The sequence below is a fragment of the Leifsonia sp. ALI-44-B genome, assembly GCF_001984125.1.
Taxonomy (GTDB): domain Bacteria; phylum Actinomycetota; class Actinomycetes; order Actinomycetales; family Microbacteriaceae; genus Okibacterium.
Genome location: NZ_MTQL01000006.1, coordinates 116,649 through 131,997 on the forward strand (window position 1 = coordinate 116,649; position 15,349 = coordinate 131,997).

The 15,349-nt window shown below is 69.0% G+C and carries 12 protein-coding genes; 4 read left to right on the forward strand and 8 right to left on the reverse strand.

Going from position 1 to position 15,349, the window contains the following annotated elements:
• Window positions 1-320 precede the first annotated feature (320 nt).
• On the reverse strand, window positions 321-1,766 hold the full coding sequence (locus ALI44B_RS01675; protein WP_077053048.1) for an MDR family MFS transporter: 1,446 nt from the start codon (window positions 1,764-1,766) through the stop codon (window positions 321-323).
• Between the two features lie 306 nt (window positions 1,767-2,072).
• On the opposite strand from ALI44B_RS01675, the gene ALI44B_RS01680 reads away from it, so the two are divergent.
• Window positions 2,073-3,713: an MDR family MFS transporter gene (locus ALI44B_RS01680; protein WP_083709401.1), complete on the forward strand. Its 1,641-nt coding sequence runs from the start codon at window positions 2,073-2,075 to the stop codon at window positions 3,711-3,713.
• Between the two features lie 92 nt (window positions 3,714-3,805).
• Here the strand turns inward: ALI44B_RS01680 and ALI44B_RS01685 are convergent, their stop codons facing one another.
• Entirely contained in the window at window positions 3,806-4,492 is a 687-nt protein-coding gene (locus ALI44B_RS01685; protein ID WP_077053049.1) for a pyridoxine/pyridoxamine 5'-phosphate oxidase, read from the reverse strand.
• A gap of 101 nt (window positions 4,493-4,593) precedes the next feature.
• On the opposite strand from ALI44B_RS01685, the gene ALI44B_RS01690 reads away from it, so the two are divergent.
• Window positions 4,594-4,863 (forward strand): hypothetical protein, encoded by a 270-nt coding sequence (locus ALI44B_RS01690; RefSeq protein ID WP_077053050.1) that lies wholly within the window; start codon window positions 4,594-4,596, stop codon window positions 4,861-4,863.
• 13 nt (window positions 4,864-4,876) lie between these two features.
• On the opposite strand, the gene ALI44B_RS01695 is transcribed toward ALI44B_RS01690, so the two are convergent.
• From ALI44B_RS01695 to ALI44B_RS01720, 6 genes are all read right to left on the reverse strand, one after another.
• Window positions 4,877-5,548: a GAP family protein gene (locus ALI44B_RS01695; RefSeq protein ID WP_077053051.1), complete on the reverse strand. Its 672-nt coding sequence runs from the start codon at window positions 5,546-5,548 to the stop codon at window positions 4,877-4,879.
• A gap of 191 nt (window positions 5,549-5,739) precedes the next feature.
• Window positions 5,740-7,416 (reverse strand): glycosyl hydrolase family 18 protein, encoded by a 1,677-nt coding sequence (locus tag ALI44B_RS01700; protein ID WP_077053052.1) that lies wholly within the window; start codon window positions 7,414-7,416, stop codon window positions 5,740-5,742.
• A gap of 153 nt (window positions 7,417-7,569) precedes the next feature.
• Window positions 7,570-9,582 carry a helix-turn-helix domain-containing protein gene (locus tag ALI44B_RS01705; RefSeq protein ID WP_083709403.1) on the reverse strand — a complete coding sequence of 671 codons (2,013 nt, stop codon included), beginning with the start codon at window positions 9,580-9,582 and terminating at the stop codon, window positions 7,570-7,572.
• A gap of 211 nt (window positions 9,583-9,793) precedes the next feature.
• Window positions 9,794-10,327 carry a metallophosphoesterase family protein gene (locus ALI44B_RS01710; RefSeq protein ID WP_077053054.1) on the reverse strand — a complete coding sequence of 178 codons (534 nt, stop codon included), beginning with the start codon at window positions 10,325-10,327 and terminating at the stop codon, window positions 9,794-9,796.
• Window positions 10,324-11,310: a carbohydrate ABC transporter permease gene (locus ALI44B_RS01715; protein ID WP_496507421.1), complete on the reverse strand. Its 987-nt coding sequence runs from the start codon at window positions 11,308-11,310 to the stop codon at window positions 10,324-10,326. Before ALI44B_RS01715 ends, ALI44B_RS01710 begins: the two co-directional genes overlap by 4 nt.
• Window positions 11,307-12,323: a carbohydrate ABC transporter permease gene (locus tag ALI44B_RS01720; protein WP_083709404.1), complete on the reverse strand. Its 1,017-nt coding sequence runs from the start codon at window positions 12,321-12,323 to the stop codon at window positions 11,307-11,309. The genes ALI44B_RS01715 and ALI44B_RS01720 overlap by 4 nt, the downstream gene beginning before the upstream one ends.
• A gap of 355 nt (window positions 12,324-12,678) precedes the next feature.
• On the opposite strand from ALI44B_RS01720, the gene ALI44B_RS01725 reads away from it, so the two are divergent.
• Window positions 12,679-13,293, forward strand: coding sequence for a hypothetical protein (locus ALI44B_RS01725; protein ID WP_077053056.1), 615 nt, complete (start codon window positions 12,679-12,681; stop codon window positions 13,291-13,293).
• A gap of 2 nt (window positions 13,294-13,295) precedes the next feature.
• Window positions 13,296-15,272 (forward strand): serine/threonine protein kinase, encoded by a 1,977-nt coding sequence (locus ALI44B_RS01730; RefSeq protein WP_077053057.1) that lies wholly within the window; start codon window positions 13,296-13,298, stop codon window positions 15,270-15,272.
• Window positions 15,273-15,349 lie beyond the last annotated feature (77 nt).

Here is a 15,349-nt window from a genome sequence, read left to right on the forward strand (position 1 = left end):
AGAATCGCAGAGCCGGCCCCGGAAGGGCGAGAACCGCAGAGGTGACCCACCCCTGGGATGCGAGAACCTCCGAAGCGGCCCCGGGAACGCAAGAACCGCAGAAGCCAGGGCCCCTGCGGTTCTCGAAATGTGCGAAAGAGTCTTAGTCGGACTTGCTCTTCGACGCGGCCTTCGACTTCTTCTCGGTGCGCTTCTCTTTCAGAGTCTTTGCGGCGGCCGTCTTGGCGCCGGACTTCTTGGGGGACTTGTCGGCCATGGTGGACCTCTCCGTAGCGGAGCCAGAAAGGCTCGTCCCGCCAAGAATACGCGCAAACGCGTCCCTAAGCGGGATCGCCCGCCGGAATGTGCTCAATGTCCTCGACACGCGCCCTCGGCATCAACACGGCCGCCACGACGGTGGCCGCGGCGCACACGAGAACCGCGACGAACACGGCACCCGACGCCGACTCCACGACCGAGGGCACATTGTCGCCATTCGGCGTGGCCGCGAAGATCGCGTTCGCGATCGCCCCGAAGATCGCAACACCCACCGCGCTGCCGATCGAGCGCGCGAACATGTTCGTCCCCGTCACCACACCCCGCTCGTTCCACGGCACGCTCGACTGTGCGGCGATCAACGACGGCGTCGCGACGAGTCCGAGGCCGAGACCCACGACGAAGCATCCGACGGCCGTGACGATGAGGTTCGGTGCGCCCGCAAACGCGACCAGGACGGCCGCCCCGGCGACGGCGAAGACCATGCCGATGAGAACCGTGCGACGGAACCCGATGCGCAGATACAGGCGACCCGAGAGCGACGCCGAGATGGGCCATCCGATCGTCAAAGCAGCGAGCGCCAGCCCCGAGACGAGCGGCGAGACGCCGATCGAACCCTCGAGATAGGTCGGCACATACGACGTCAGCCCGATGAGGATGGCGCCCACGCCGAGCGACACGAACGTGGTCGTGAGCAAGAGGCGGCGCGAAAACACCCAGAGGGGCAGGATGGGTTCGGCGGCACGACGCTCGACGAGCACGAAGGCTGCGAGCAACACGGCGCCGAGACCGAACGCGGCGAGGCTCTGCGGCGAGTTCCACGCCCACGCCTGACCGCCCTCGAGAACCGCGAGGATGACGGCACTCAGGCCGAACGTCAACAGCACGGCACCGGCGTAGTCGACCCGGTGGCGACGGCGCTCGATGTTTTCGTGGAAGTGACGCCACAGCATCCACCCGGCGATGAGGCACAGCGGAACGTTGACGAAGAAGATCCAGCGCCACGACACGAACTCGCTGAAGACGCCGCCGAGCGTGGGGCCGACGACCGACGAGATGGCCCACACGCTCGCGAGGTAGCCCTGCGTCTTGGCGCGTTCGGCCACCGTATAGATATCGCCCGCGATGGTGATGGCCATGGGCTGCACGGCACCGGCGCCGAGGCCCTGCACGGCGCGGAACGCGATGAGGGCCGGCATGCTCCAGGCGAAACCGCACAGGATCGAGCCGAGCAGGAAAAGGCCGACGCCGATGAGGATGAGGGGTTTGCGGCCCACCGTGTCGGCGAGCTTCGCATAGAGCGGCACGCTGACCGCCTGTGCCAAGAGGTAGATCGAGAACAACCAGGGGAAGAGCGCGAAGCCCCCGAGGTCGCCGACGATGGACGGCACCGCGGTCGCGAGGATGGTCGAGTCGATGGCGACGAGACCCGTGCTCAGCATGAGGGCGATGAGGATTGGGCCGCGCTCAGACCGGAAGCCCACGCCCGAACGATCAACGGTGTGCGTCATGAAACTCCTCGGGTAGTGGACCGGCGACAACCTTTCTCGCAACATGCCGGGGCATGCGGTTCATTCCCGTTCGAGGAAAACCCGTGCGCTCGGCGCACCGTCACGAGAAGTTAATCCCGATGTCGGCGGAATAGAGCACACTGGAGAGAACGTTGACCATCCCTGACCGGTGTCCCACTGCCCCAGGCGGCGGAACGACGTTCGATTCTCCGCGAAGCTGCGCCCACGCCGGCTTCCCGAGCCGCGTGACGCGGCCCACCCCTCACCGTGAACACTTTGTGACACGCCGTTGACAGGAAAACACACATGACCGAACGCACACTCTCATCCGAGAGCGGCGCGACGCCCGAAAACGGCCCCGCCTCAAGCACCTCCGAACGCACCTCCGACCTCACCGCCGGCCAGGCCGGTTCCGCACCGGCGCCCGCCGGCCCCACCGATGCCGGCCCCGCCCGCGCCTCGGCCTCGGCTACCGCAACGTCGAACACGGATGATGCCGCCACCCAGGCGCGCAACCGCGTCGTCATCGGCGTGCTCATCGTCTCGGCCTTCGTCGTCATCCTCAACGAGACCATCATGGGTGTCGCGCTGCCGACGCTCGACCGCGACCTCGGCATCCCCGTCTCGACGGGCCAGTGGCTCACGACCGGCTTCATGCTCACCATGGCCGTCGTCATCCCGATCACCGGGTTCCTGCTGCAGCGTTTCAACACGCGGCCCGTCTTCATCGCCGCCATGACGCTCTTCAGCATCGGCACGCTCATCGCCGCGATGGCCCCGGGCTTCGAGATCCTGCTCGCCGGCCGCATCGTGCAGGCCACGGGCACGGCCATCATGATGCCGCTGCTCATGACCACGGTCATGACCATCGTTCCGCCCGCCTCCCGCGGTCGCATGATGGGCAACATCTCGATCGTCATCTCGGTCGCCCCCGCCGTCGGCCCCACGATCTCGGGCATCATCCTCAACACGCTCAGCTGGCGGTGGATGTTCATCATCGTGCTGCCCATCGCCGTCGCCGCCCTCATCATCGGTTCGCTGCTCATCAAGAACGTGACCACCCCGCGCAAGATGCCCCTCGACGTGCTCTCGGTCGTCCTGTCGGCCTTCGCGTTTGGCGGGCTCGTCTACGGCCTCAACGCCCTCGGCGAGGGTGCCAACGCCGAGGCCGCAGAGGGCGGTTCCGCCAGCGCCATGCCGTCGTGGCTGCCGCTCGTCGTCGGCATTGCGGCGCTCGGCCTGTTCATCTGGCGCCAGATCGCGCTGCAGAAGAAGGATGACGCGCTGCTCGACCTGCGCACGTTCCGCTCGAAGAACTTCACCATCTCGATCATCCTCATGGCCGTCAGCATGATGGCGATGTTCGGCAGCATCATCGTGTTGCCCATCTACCTGCAGAGCGTTCTGCAGCTCGAACCGCTCGAGACCGGTCTGCTGCTCCTGCCCGGTGGCCTCGTGATGGGTATCGCGAGCCCGTTCGTCGGCCGGCTCTACGACAAGTTCGGCCCCACGCCGCTCATCGTGCCGGCCTCGGCGCTCGTGAGCCTCGTGTTCTGGGGGCTCAGCATGGCCACCGAGAGCACGCCGTTCTTCCTCATCCTGAGCGCCCACATCGCGCTGAGCATCGGCCTCGCGTTCCTCTTCACGCCGCTGCTGACATCGGCGCTCGGCTCGGTGCGCCCGCAGCTCTACTCGCACGCCAGCGCGATCGTCGGCACCGTGCAGCAGCTCGCCGGTGGCGCGGGAACCGTGCTCTTCATCGGCATGATGACGGCTCAGACCATCGCGCTGTCGACGGCCGGAGCATCCGAGGTCGTCGCGGGCGCCGGGGGAGCGCGTGCCGCGTTCCTGACGGGCGCGATCATCTCGCTGTTCGCCGTCGCCGCCGCGTTCTTCGTGCGCAAGCCCGCCGATGTGATCGGTGACGACAAGCCGGTCATGCACTAAGCGACCAGTCACGAAGAGGGGGTCATCGCCGGAAAGGGCGGTGGCCCCCTCTTTCGTTGCACTAACGAGAGCTCAGGGCAGACACGCCCGCCTCAGGGCCAGAGCCGCTCCGTGTGGAACGCGTGGACGACGATTGCGTCGCCCGCGGCGCGGTAGCGCAGCCGCAGGTGTGAGCGGTCGCGGGACGCCTGCCAGAACTCGATCGTTTCGGGCACGACCCTGTAGATCGTCCACGTGGGTGAGACCAGGTCAGGGTCCTCCTCGATGCGCTGGCGCACCTCGTCGAGGGCGCGACGCGGCTCGTCGGGGTCGTCGATCACGTCGCTCTGGCGCCCGAGGAACGATTCGGCGCGGCCGCCCGTGCCGCGCGACAGGAAGCTCTCGGCGTTTTCCTCGGCCGAACCTTTGACCACCCGGCCGCGCACGCGCACCTGGCGCCCCCGGGCCGGCCAGTAGAACGTCAGTGCGGCCGCGCCTCTGGCCGCCAGCTGCTGGCCCTTGGGGCTCGACGAGCTCGTTCCGAACGACCAGCCCTCGGGCGTTGCGTCGCGCAAGATCAGCACGCGGGCATCGGGTGAGCCGTCGGCATCCACCGTCGACAGTGTCATGGCGTTGGGATCGGCGACACCCGCGTCGACGGCATCCGCGAGCCATTCGGCGAAGAGCTCGAGCGGGTCGGCGGGCGCGGTGCCGGGATCGAAGGCGGGCGGGGTTGCGCCGAACACGGTGACGCGGCCGAGGATCGATCGGATGTCGGGGCTACCCGGAGTCTTCGTCATCCCCTCACCCTGCCACAGACTGTGCCGAGCGAGCCGGAACCACTCGCCGACCGCCGTCAAGGGGGCTGACGCACGACACCCTGGAATGAGAATCTCTGAGCATGTCGATGTTCGAGCCCCTGCTTCCGAAGTCCGATGACCACGATTCCGCACCCGCGGCGGCGGAACCGGGCCCCGGTGCGCCGGGCGTTCCGGACGCGGAAGAGCCCGATGTCCTGCCCGAGAACACGGAGGACACGGAGCACGTGGAGGATAGCGAAAACGCGCTCGACGATGCCCCTGGCCCAGGCGGCGCACACGGCGATTCTCCCTTCCGCACGCCGCGACCGGGCGAAAGCCTTTCGGTCGACGAACTCGACGACCGGAACTGAGCACAACTCGCCGTCAGAACGACGAAATGCCCTTGCCCACCATGACGACGCCGATGACGAGCAGCAGCACGGCCATGACGGTCGAGTTGTTGTGCACGAGCCACGCGCGCAGTTTCTCGAGCGGGCCGGCCATGCGACTCGAGGCGACCAGATAGCCGATGACGGGCACCGCGACCGTACAGGCCGCGATGACGGTGAAGACGACGATCGCGACGGTCGATTCGCCGGCACCGAGCGCCGCGCCGCCGATGGTCACACCCGCCCCCACGCTCATCAGCAGGTTCTTGGGGTTGAGCGCCGAGAGCGCGAAGCCGAGCAGCAGCCCGCGCGCGGGCGTCATCGAGTCGATGGCGGACATCCACTTGGGCAGGGGCGGCTCGCCGTCGCCCGTGGGCCGCGAGCGCCACTGCTTCGTGGCGAGCAGCAGGAGCAGGAGGCCGAGGATGATCTTGATGACGCCGGCGATGGGCTTCGACGCATCCTCGTCGCTCTCGGGCAACAGCGACGACAGCAGCGTGAATGCGATGACGGCTATGACGACGCCGAGCACCCAGCCGAGCAGAAATCCGACGCTCGTCGTGCGCGCCTTGGGCGACAACAGCATGAGGATGGCGGCGATGATCGGCACGGGGCTGATCGCGATGCCGAGGGCCAGTGGCAGGATCTCGCCGATGACGGAAGCCATGTGTTTCTCCTCGCGGCCAGTGTGAACGTGACGTGGTGTGCACCAGTATGTCGCTGCGCCGAAGCGCGCACTAGGACGAATTCCGGCCGGCCGGTCGCGGGCCCGGAATGCCGCGGGTGCTACGAGACACGAGGATGCTGCCCGACGGCGTGTCGGGCAGCATCCTCAATCGGTGTCTTCGTGCGCGGCGGTTAGGAGATCACCTTCCAGGGACCCCATTCCTCGGTGCCGGGGATGTTGTTCTGCGTCCACCACTTCGCCTCGTACCGCACACCCTTGTAGGTGACGCGGTTGCCGGCGACGTAGACCTTCGTCGCATCCCACGCGTCGGTCGCGGGCGGCGTCGTCGGGGTGGGCGTCGGCGTGGGCGTCGGGTTCGTGGTCGAAGGGGCCGTCGGCGTCGGAGTCGGCGTGGGACTCGGTGTCGGTGTCACCGGGGGAGTCGTCGGCGTCGTCCCCCCGACGGGCCCGGCCGCCGCCTGACGCAGCGCGGTCGTGAGCGTCTGGATGAGGGTGCCGTCGCGGTTGCCCGACAACTCCCACCACATGCCGCCACCGAGTTTGTTCTTGACGATGTAGTCGGCCTTGAGCTTCACGGTCTGCGGGTTGTCGTAGCTCCACCACTGATTGCCGTCGGATCGCCAGGCGGCGCCGATGGCGGCGTCGTAGTGATCGGTGCCGAGGTTCTTCAGCTTGTCGTAGTCCTCGTTGCCGGCCTCGTAGGTTCCGGGGGCCGCGCCGGTCGCGGGGCTCCAGGGCTTGCCCGAGGGAACGCCCTGCCAGCCGCGGCCGTAGGTGGCGAGTCCGAGGCCGAGTTGGGCCGGTTTGATGCCCTTGGACGTGTAGGCCTTGACGGCTTTGTCGACGCTGAAGCGCTGGGCTGCCGGCCGGGGGTCTGCGGGGTCGTCGTAGAGGTTGCCCTGGTGGCCCGTGAGGGTCGGGTCCCAGGCGCCCCAGAGGTCATACCCTTGGATGTTGCCGTAGTCGAGGTAGGTGAAGTTCTCGGGGTTGTTCCATCCACCCGCGGCGATGTCGGCCGGGTTGGCGGGCAGGAAGGCGCTCAACGTGTAGTGCTTGCCGGTGGTCGAGCCGTAGGCATCCAGCTGCGTGCGGAACTCCTTCAGCAGCAGCCGGAAGTTGTTGGCGTCGTTGACGGTGTCGACGCCGTTGCCCTCGAGGCCGCTATATGTGCCCGGCCACTCCCAGTCGATGTCGATGCCGTCGAATACGCCGGCGGCTGCGCCCGGGCCTCCGCGCCCGTCGATGAGCGGCAGGTTGCCCTTGATGTAGAGATCGATGCACGAGGAGACGAGCTTCTGTCGGGATGCTTGCGTGGCGGCGGCGCGTGAGAAGTTCTTCGACCACGTCCACCCGCCGAGCGAGATGATGGGCTTCAGCCCGGGGTTCTTGGCCTTCAGCTGCTTGAGCTGGTTGAACGACCCGGCGAGGGGCTGGTCCCACGTGTCTGCCACACCGGCCACCGAGTTCTGGGCCGTGTAACCCATTCCGTAGTCGGCGTAGGCGTCGCCCGCGCCATCCGAACCGTTCGGCCCCGTGCCCTGGGCCTTGTTGGCCATGAAGCAGGTGAGGTTGTTGTTGTCGATGTTGCCGAACGAGTAGTTGATGGCCGTGAGGTTACCGGCGGCGCCCGAGTCCTGCAGGGCCTTGAGCTTGAAGTCGCGGCCGTAGACGCCCCACTGGGCGAAATAGCCGACGTTGCGGTATCCGTTGATGGTGCCGTTCGTGGTGGCGGCTTCGGCGGCGGGCGGTGCCGGAAGCGCGAACAGCGTCGAGGTGACGAGGAGGCCGGAGGCGAGTGCCCCCACCGCCCCGAGCACGCGTTTCAGGGTGGAACGTCGAGGTGTCATCGGTAAACCCTTTTCAGGTTGCGGGATGAGGGGTGGATGCACTGGGGTTCGGCCGCGCATCCGCCCGGGTTGTGATGACGATAGGTGGGGGCCGGTGCCGGGCACATGAGGGATTCCCGCATACTCGTCGGAGCCCGTGATCAAGTGGATGCCTCAGCTACGGGTTTCTACGTAGCCGCCCCGGTGCACGAGCAAACTGAGCTGCGTGCGCGAGTGCACGTTCAGTTTCTGGAAGACGCGGCCGAGGTGCACCTCGACCGTGCGCACCGAGAGGTGCATGCGCCCCGCGATCTCGCGGTTGCTGGCCCCGCCGACGACGAGCCGGGCCACTTCTGCTTCGCGAGCCGTGAGGGCGGCGAGCCAGGCGGGCTCGTCGTCGGGGAAGAGGCGCTGCACGGTGGCGAGAGGATGCGCCGTCTCACCGGCTTCATCGAGCGGTTGAGCGCCGGCGACCGCCCGACCGCCGCTGCGGGATGCGTGGGGTGATGTGTCGTCGAACCGCGTCGGATGTTCGGGCGTCGGCCCCGGCCGGCCTGCCAGACCCACACGCCGGGGAAGATGAAGAACGCTCGGTGTTGCGTCGTCGCCCGTGCGCTCTATCGGGGCCGAAGCGTCGAGCTGGCGCACGAAGGTTCCGCCGAAGGGCAGGTGCAGGGGCAGGCGGGACAGCAGGGGGTCACCCGGATCGGAAACCGGCCCCCGCCGCGGCGGCGCGTCCGACACTGCCGTATGGGGGGTGCTCTCGTTGCCGGCTTGCTCGACGATCCAGTGGGCCACCCGCAGGTGTGCTTCGACGAGCGGGGTGGCGCTACCGCGGGTTCCTCCGTCCCGGGCCGCTTCCCGGTCGAGCGGCGCCAGAGACAGGATGCTGTCGGCGAGCGCGTGCGCGGCATCCCGGGCACCGGCGGCCCCGCGCCTCGAGAGCGCGGAGAACGCGTCGACCAGCGAGAGGCCCGCCGCGACCGTCGGATCTGACGACCTCGCCGGGGCCTCGGACCAACCTGCCTCTGACCAACCTGCCTCGGCGCTTCCCGCAGCGCCCGAACCGGCCACACCGCACGCCGCCAACCACACCCAGACGCCCGAGACGATGTCGTTCGCCGGGCCGGCGCTCGCCGCATCCGTCGAGCCCATCTGCCGGGTCAGCTCGCGGGCGCGCTCGCCGAATGCCCGGGCAGACGCCGCGTCGTCCCGTTCGGCGTGCAGGGCGGCGGCCGTCGCGAGGCCGAGGACGATGCCGCGACCGTATGCCGGTGTGAGTCCTCGACCCGTTTCGGCTCTCCAGCGGGCTTCGAGGCGGTCGAGGTCGGCGTGCGGCACGTGCCCGTCGGCCGCGCCCACCGAGAAGATGAAGGCGGCGAGCGCGGATGCCTCGAGCATGACGTCGCCCGACCGCAGGACGGCGCCTAACCACTCGCGTGCCTCGCGGGCGTGCCCCGAGTGAAGCGCCGAGAGCCCGGCCCGCAGCTGCGCGATGGTGCGCAGGCGTCCGGGCTCCGACTGGCTGGCGGCCTCTCGGGCGACGCGGTAGGCGAAGACGCTGTCGCCGCGGCGCAGGGCCCGGCGGCTGAGGCCGAGGAGGCGCGGGACGACGTCGGGCAGCCCGCCGAGGGCGGCGAGGGAGCGATGCCAGGCGGCTTCGTACGGGGAGGATTCGGCGAGGGCCGCCGCGAGACGAGTGTGGGCGTCGGTGCGTTCAGCGACGTTTGCGGTGGCGTGGGCGACGATTCGCACGCGGGGATCGCTCAGGCGGTAGCGACGGGAGACGAACGAGACGAGGCCGTCGAACGTTCCGTCGAAGAGTCCGTCGAGCGTCAGACCGCTGGCGGCCGCGAGCACCTCCGTGCGGTCGGAGATCGACACGCTCGCAATGAGGAGGGCGCGGCGATGGGCGGCCGGGAGATTGCCCAGGCGCGGCGCCAGTCGGTCGGTCAGGGACTGCGCCGCGGGCAGGGGATCGGGGAGGGGCGCGTGGCCGGCGCGCTGCGCGGGTGTGAGAAGCGACCAGACTGCCGCGGTATCAGCGGCGCCGGTGAGGGTGCGGGTGCCGGTGCCAGCGACAGTCCCGGGCCCCGCGCCAGCGCCGTCCGTGTCGGTGTCTGCCTCGCCGCGCAGCGCGTGCGCCACGCAGGCCCGCACCCAGGCCGTTTCGGCGTTACTCGCCATCTGAGCCCCGATCGTGTCGTGAACCCGGTGCCCGCCACCGTTCCCGGTATGTTACCCATCCTTACAAACCCGTGTCACCCATTCGGGGGAAGCGTGTTGCAACCGAAACATCCGGCCCCGTCCGCACGACGAGCCCGCACGGCGAGGGCAACGGCGAGGGCAGCGACGAGGGCACCGGCGGCTGCGAGGGTGACGGCGACGGCGGCACCGATCAGGGTTCGGGCACCTCGGCGCTGAAATCCCGTTCGACGGTGCGCACCTCGACATCGGTCAGCACACCGTCCTCGACGGTCGCAATCATCAGCGTGCACCGCGGCTGCCGGCGACGATCGGTGGGCGACCCGGGGTTGAGCAGCCGCATACCGCGCGGCGACACCGAGTCCCAGGGGATGTGGCTATGCCCGAAGATGAGCACATCCACATCGGGGAACGCGACATCCGCTCGCTTCTCCCGCCCGGTCGTCGCACCGGTCTCGTGAATGACGGCGAACCGCAGCCCGTCGAGCTCGAAGCGCGCCACCTCGGGCAGTCGCTCCCGCAGCACGCCGTGGTCGTTGTTGCCGTACACGCCGACGAAGCGCGGCGAGAGGCGTTCGAGCACGTCGAGGGTCGCGACATCCACCCAATCGCCCGCGTGCACGACGAGGTCGACCTCATCGATGGCCTCGACGACCGCACGCGGCAATCGCGGGGCCCGGGCCGGGATATGCGTGTCGCTGATGAGAAGGATTCTGTGACGCGTCATCCCTTGCGGCCCTGTGTGGCGATGCCCTCGACGAAGTAGCGCTGCCCGAACGAGAAGATGATGAGCATCGGCAGGGTAATGAGCAGGGCCGCGACCATGACGTATTGGTAGTCGCCCTGGCCGCCGTTCGTGGGCGAGTACTTGGTCATGGCGTAGGCGAGGCCGAGGGGCGCCGTGAACTGCTCGACCGACCCGGCGTTCAGGTAGATGAGCGCGGCCTGCAGGTTGTTCCACGACGACTGGAACTCGAAGATGAACACGATGATGAACGACGGGATGCTGAGGGGCATGGCGATCTTCGTGAACAACTGCCAGTTCGACGCCCCGTCGAGCCGGGCGGCCTCGAACAGTTCGCGGGGCAGCCCCAAGTAGAACTGCCGCTGCAGGAAGATGTAGAACGCCGACCCGAAGAGGTTCATGCCGAAGAGCGGAACCCACGTGCCGATGAGGCCCAGCTCCTTCCAGATGAGGTACTGGGGGATCATGGTGACGGCGCCCGGCAGCATCATGGTGGCGAGCACCAGGCCGAAGAGCAGGCCGCGACCCGGGAAGCGGAAGTAGGCGAACCCGAACGCCACGGCCGAACTCGAGATCGCGACGAGGGCGGCGGCGAGCAGGGCGATGATGAGCGAGTTGCCGAGCCAGTTGAGCAGCGGCAGCTGGTTCCACACCTCGGCGTAGTTGTCGAACGTGAGGGTCTTGGGGATCAGCGCATTGTCGAACACCTCGCCGCGCGGCTTGAGGCTCGCGGCCAGCAGCCACACGAACGGGTAGAGGAACAGCAGCGCGAAGATGACGAGCACGGCGCCGAGCAGCAGGCGGCCGACGAGGGTCTGCGGTCCACTGCGGCGCGGGCCGGTCAGGCGGCGGCGACGGCCGTTTCGGGATGACTCGGGCCCCGCGTTCTGGGCGATGGCGGGATCGGCGAGCGCTCCGGCGGCGAGTTTCGCGGCATCCGGGCTGGACTGGGTGACGCTCATCAGCGGTCATCTCCCTCGTAGTAGACGAATCGGTTGCCGAATTTCACCTGCACGAGCGTGATGAGCAGGATGATGACGAACAGCAGCCAGGCCATGGCGGCCGCGAAACCGAAGTTGAATTGACGGAACGCCTGCTGGAAGAGGTAGACGGCGTAGAAGAGCGACGATTCGGGCGACGAACTCGACTGGTCGCGCCAGAAGAGCAGATACGCCTGGTCGAAGACTTGGAAGGCCGCGATCGTCAACACGATGACGTTGAAGAAGATGGCGCCCGAGATCATGGGCACCGTGATGCGGAAGAACGTGCGGATGGGGCCGGCGCCGTCGAGCGAGGCCACCTCATAGAGTTCGCGCGGCACGTTCTTCAGCGCGGCGAGGAAGATGACCATGGTTCCGGCCACGCCCCACAGGGTCATGATGACGATGGACGGTTTCACCCAGGCGGGGTCGATGAGCCACTGCGGCCCCTCGATGCCGAAGATGCCGAGGAACTGGTTGATGGCGCCCGTGTTGCCGTTCAGCAGGAGGAGGAACACGGCGGCCGTCGCCACGGTGGGCGTCATCTTGGGCAGGTAATACAGGGTGCGGAAGAACCCGGCGCCGCGGCCGACCTTGTCGAGCAGCAGGGCGAGCACGAGCGCGAAGGCGATCTCGAGCGGCACGGCCATGACGGCGTAGAAGAGCGTGTTGGCGAGCGAGACGCCCACCTTGGGGTCGGTGAAGAGGGCCTCGTAGTTGGCGAGCCCGACGGGGGTCGAGGTGTTGGCCGCCAGGTTGTAGCGGCTGAACGAAATGACCAGGCTGTAGGCCATGGCGCCGACCGTGAAGATGAGGAATCCGATCACCCAGGGGGCGATGAACAGATAGCCCGAGATGGCTTCGCGGCGGTTGAAGCGATCGCGGTGCGGTTTGGGTTTCTTGCCCGCGCGGCGACCGGCGCTCTGTGAGGTTTTCTCACTGTCCGGGCCGTCGGGTTCTTTTCCTGTCGGGCTGGTCTTCGGTGTGACGACCGTCATGGGTTCTCCTGGGTGTGCTGTGGCGGCGCTCAGGCGCCAATGCCGATTCAACGAATGTAGAAGCGCTTCTCCTCGGTGACAAGGGAGTGCTTCTCCGGAGAAGTCGTTCTAGACTGTTGCTCCCTAACGGGGGGCAAGCCTCGTGCCAATCCGTGATAGCCCCGCTCCCGAACGGGTGACACGGCCGCACGACCGCTCATATTCCGGACACGTCGCCTTCACCTTTCGGATGTCTATGCGCAACCTGTGAGCCCGAGAGTGCGAACACGGGCCGAAGCGCAGCCGCTCCGGCCGGTCATCCACCGCGCGCCCGACGCCCGGATCCTCGTTCGTTCCCACTCGCCCCGGGGGAGTCATGGCGCCAGGCGCTCGCATCGTGTTCACCTCGTTCGCCGCGCGTACCGACCCCATGCTGGCCGCCTGGTCGAGGTTCCAGGCAGAGCTCGACGGCGTGGATGCGCGAGGCCGGCGTTCCGGCGACACCCCAGAGCCCTTCGGCACGACGTCCGCACGAGTGATGGCGGAACCCGACGTCCGCGCCCCGATCGATGCCCGCGCCCACGCCGACACCCGCACGCAGCTCGATGCCCGCTCGCAGACCGATGCCCGGACGAAAGCCGCCCGCGGGCTCGCCGAACCCGCCGTCGTCTGGCGCCTCCTCGCACCCAACAACCGCGAACTCGCGCGCAGCGCGCACCTCTACCGCACCATCGTCGACGCCGAGCGTCACGCCGTGCAGCTGCAGAACTCGTCCGAGGACCTCGAGGTGTCCCTCGTGCTCGGCCCTCGGCCCGGCATGCGCGGCTGGGTAGCCTCGCACCGCGGGGTCGTCGTGCTCACGTGCGGCCGGTGGTACGGGGGAGCAGCCGCCAACAGTGAGTCCGCGGCCGCCGCCGTGCAGCTCGTCGCCTCGGCCGCCATCGCGCGCTCGCCGGGGTCCGCTGCGGCCACCCTGGTCGGATCGGCCTAGGCGTGTTGCTGTCGGGGCGCTGGAAGCTGGGGGAGTTGCTCGGGACGGGCGGCTCGGCATCCGTGTATGCCGCCACCGTGTATACCGGCACCCAGGAGGTCGGCACCGAGGAGGCCAGCACCGTTGCGACCGGCACCGTTGCGACCGGCACACCGAACCCCGCAGCCCGCGTTGCCATCAAGGTGTTACACCCGCACCTCTCGGCCGACGAAGCGTTGCGGGAGGCATTCTTCGCCGAAGCCCGCGCGACAGAGGGGCTCACACACCCGGGAGTGGTGTCGGCCATCGCAACGGGCGTGCACCGCTCGGACGACGAGGAGCGCGCCTGGATCGCCTTCCCGTTCCGAGAGGGACGTTCGCTCGCCGAAACCGTGACCGAGGGCGGCCCCCTCACCGTGCCCGACGCCCTGGCGCTCGCCGCCGACCTCGCCCGCGCCACCGCCGCGGTGCACGCCACAGGCCTCGTGCACCGCGACATCTCACCCGCCAACGTGCTCGTGCACCGCCGCCCCGACGGCACCCTCGACGTGAGCCTCATCGACTTCGGCCTCGCCGACACACCGGGCAAGCCCTCGACGGGCAGCGACGTGCTGCGCTCGACGGCCGACCCGGATGCCCCGCACGGCGTGCTCGGCAACGCCGACTACGTCTCACCCGAACAATCCATCGCCGCCCCCGTCGACGAACGCGGCGACGTCTACCAGCTCTCGGCCGTGCTCTTCTTCGCCCTCGTCGGACACGCGCCCTACGTCAGGCCCACCCCCGAACGCACCATGGCCGCCCACCGCGAGGCGCTCCCACCCGTGCCCTCGGCCGAGAACAGCCGCATCCCCGGCGAGGTCGACCGCGTCGTCGTGCGCGGCCTCGCCAAACATCCTGACGACCGGTGGCAGAGTGCGACGGCGCTCGCCGAGGCCCTCGAGCGCATCCGGGTGCGGCGCGGCTGGGCGGCGGCTGGCGCGGCTGGCATGGCTGGCGCTACGGGCGCGGCGGATGCCTCGGTGACGAAGCGTCTGCCGGCTGCCGTGGCCGGGCTGGGCGGCGCTGCTCTGGGTGCCGCCGCTGCGACGACCGTTCTCGGCACGAACCGCGGCCTTCCCGGTGCGCCGACCACCTCCCTGCGGCCGGCCACGGCGACCGGCTCGACTGCTGCCTCGACTGCCGCCTCGACTGCCGCCTTCCGAACGCCCGTCCGACCCCTCGACGCGACGACCGCCGCCGCCGAACCGGACGACTCGGGCCGCCTGCTCTGGCCTTGGGTGGCCGGGCTCGTGGTGCTGGCCACCGTCACGGCCATCTGGGTGGGCGCGGCCACGGGGGCGCCATCGTCCTCCGAGGCCGGGGAGTCGCCGGCCCCGAGCGCCACGGCAGCCCCCGCACCCGCGCCGACGGCATCGACGCCCGCGCCCCTGCCATCCGATGTGCCCGCCCCGGCGCCCGCAGCCACGGCGACCGTGCCCGAACTCGCGGGTGTCTCGCTAGCCGCCGCCGAACGCCTGTTGACGGCGGCCGGGCTGCTGCCCGGTGCCGTCTCTCGTCAGGATTCGCCGCTCGCCGCCGACGCCGTGCTGTCCACCGGATCGCCGGCGGGTGCCGCCGTGCCCGAGGGAACCGCCATCGATCTCGTCGTGGCCTCCGGGTCGAACGCCGTCCCGCCCGTCACGGGTCTCACCTCGCAGGCGGCCGTCCAGGCTGTGCAGGCCGCCGGTTTCGCGGTGCGCCTCGACAGCCGCGCCGTGACCTCGCCGTCGCAGGCCGACATCGTGCTCGAGGCGTCGCCGGGCGAGGGATCTCGCCAGGCCACCGGGTCGGTCGTCAGCCTGGTCGTCGGGCACAGTGCTCCGCAGCCCGGAACGCAGCCGGGCACCTCTCCGACGGCACCCGCAAACCCGGGCAACCCGAAACCGGCGAACCCGCCCGCCACGACGGCCCCGACATCCGGCGCCCAGGCACCACCCCAAAGCGGGGGACGAGGCTGATGTTTCCGGGCCTCGCGCGCCTGTTCCTCGTCTCGGGGCAATGGCTCCTTCACCTTGTCGATGCCCGCCGTTCACCG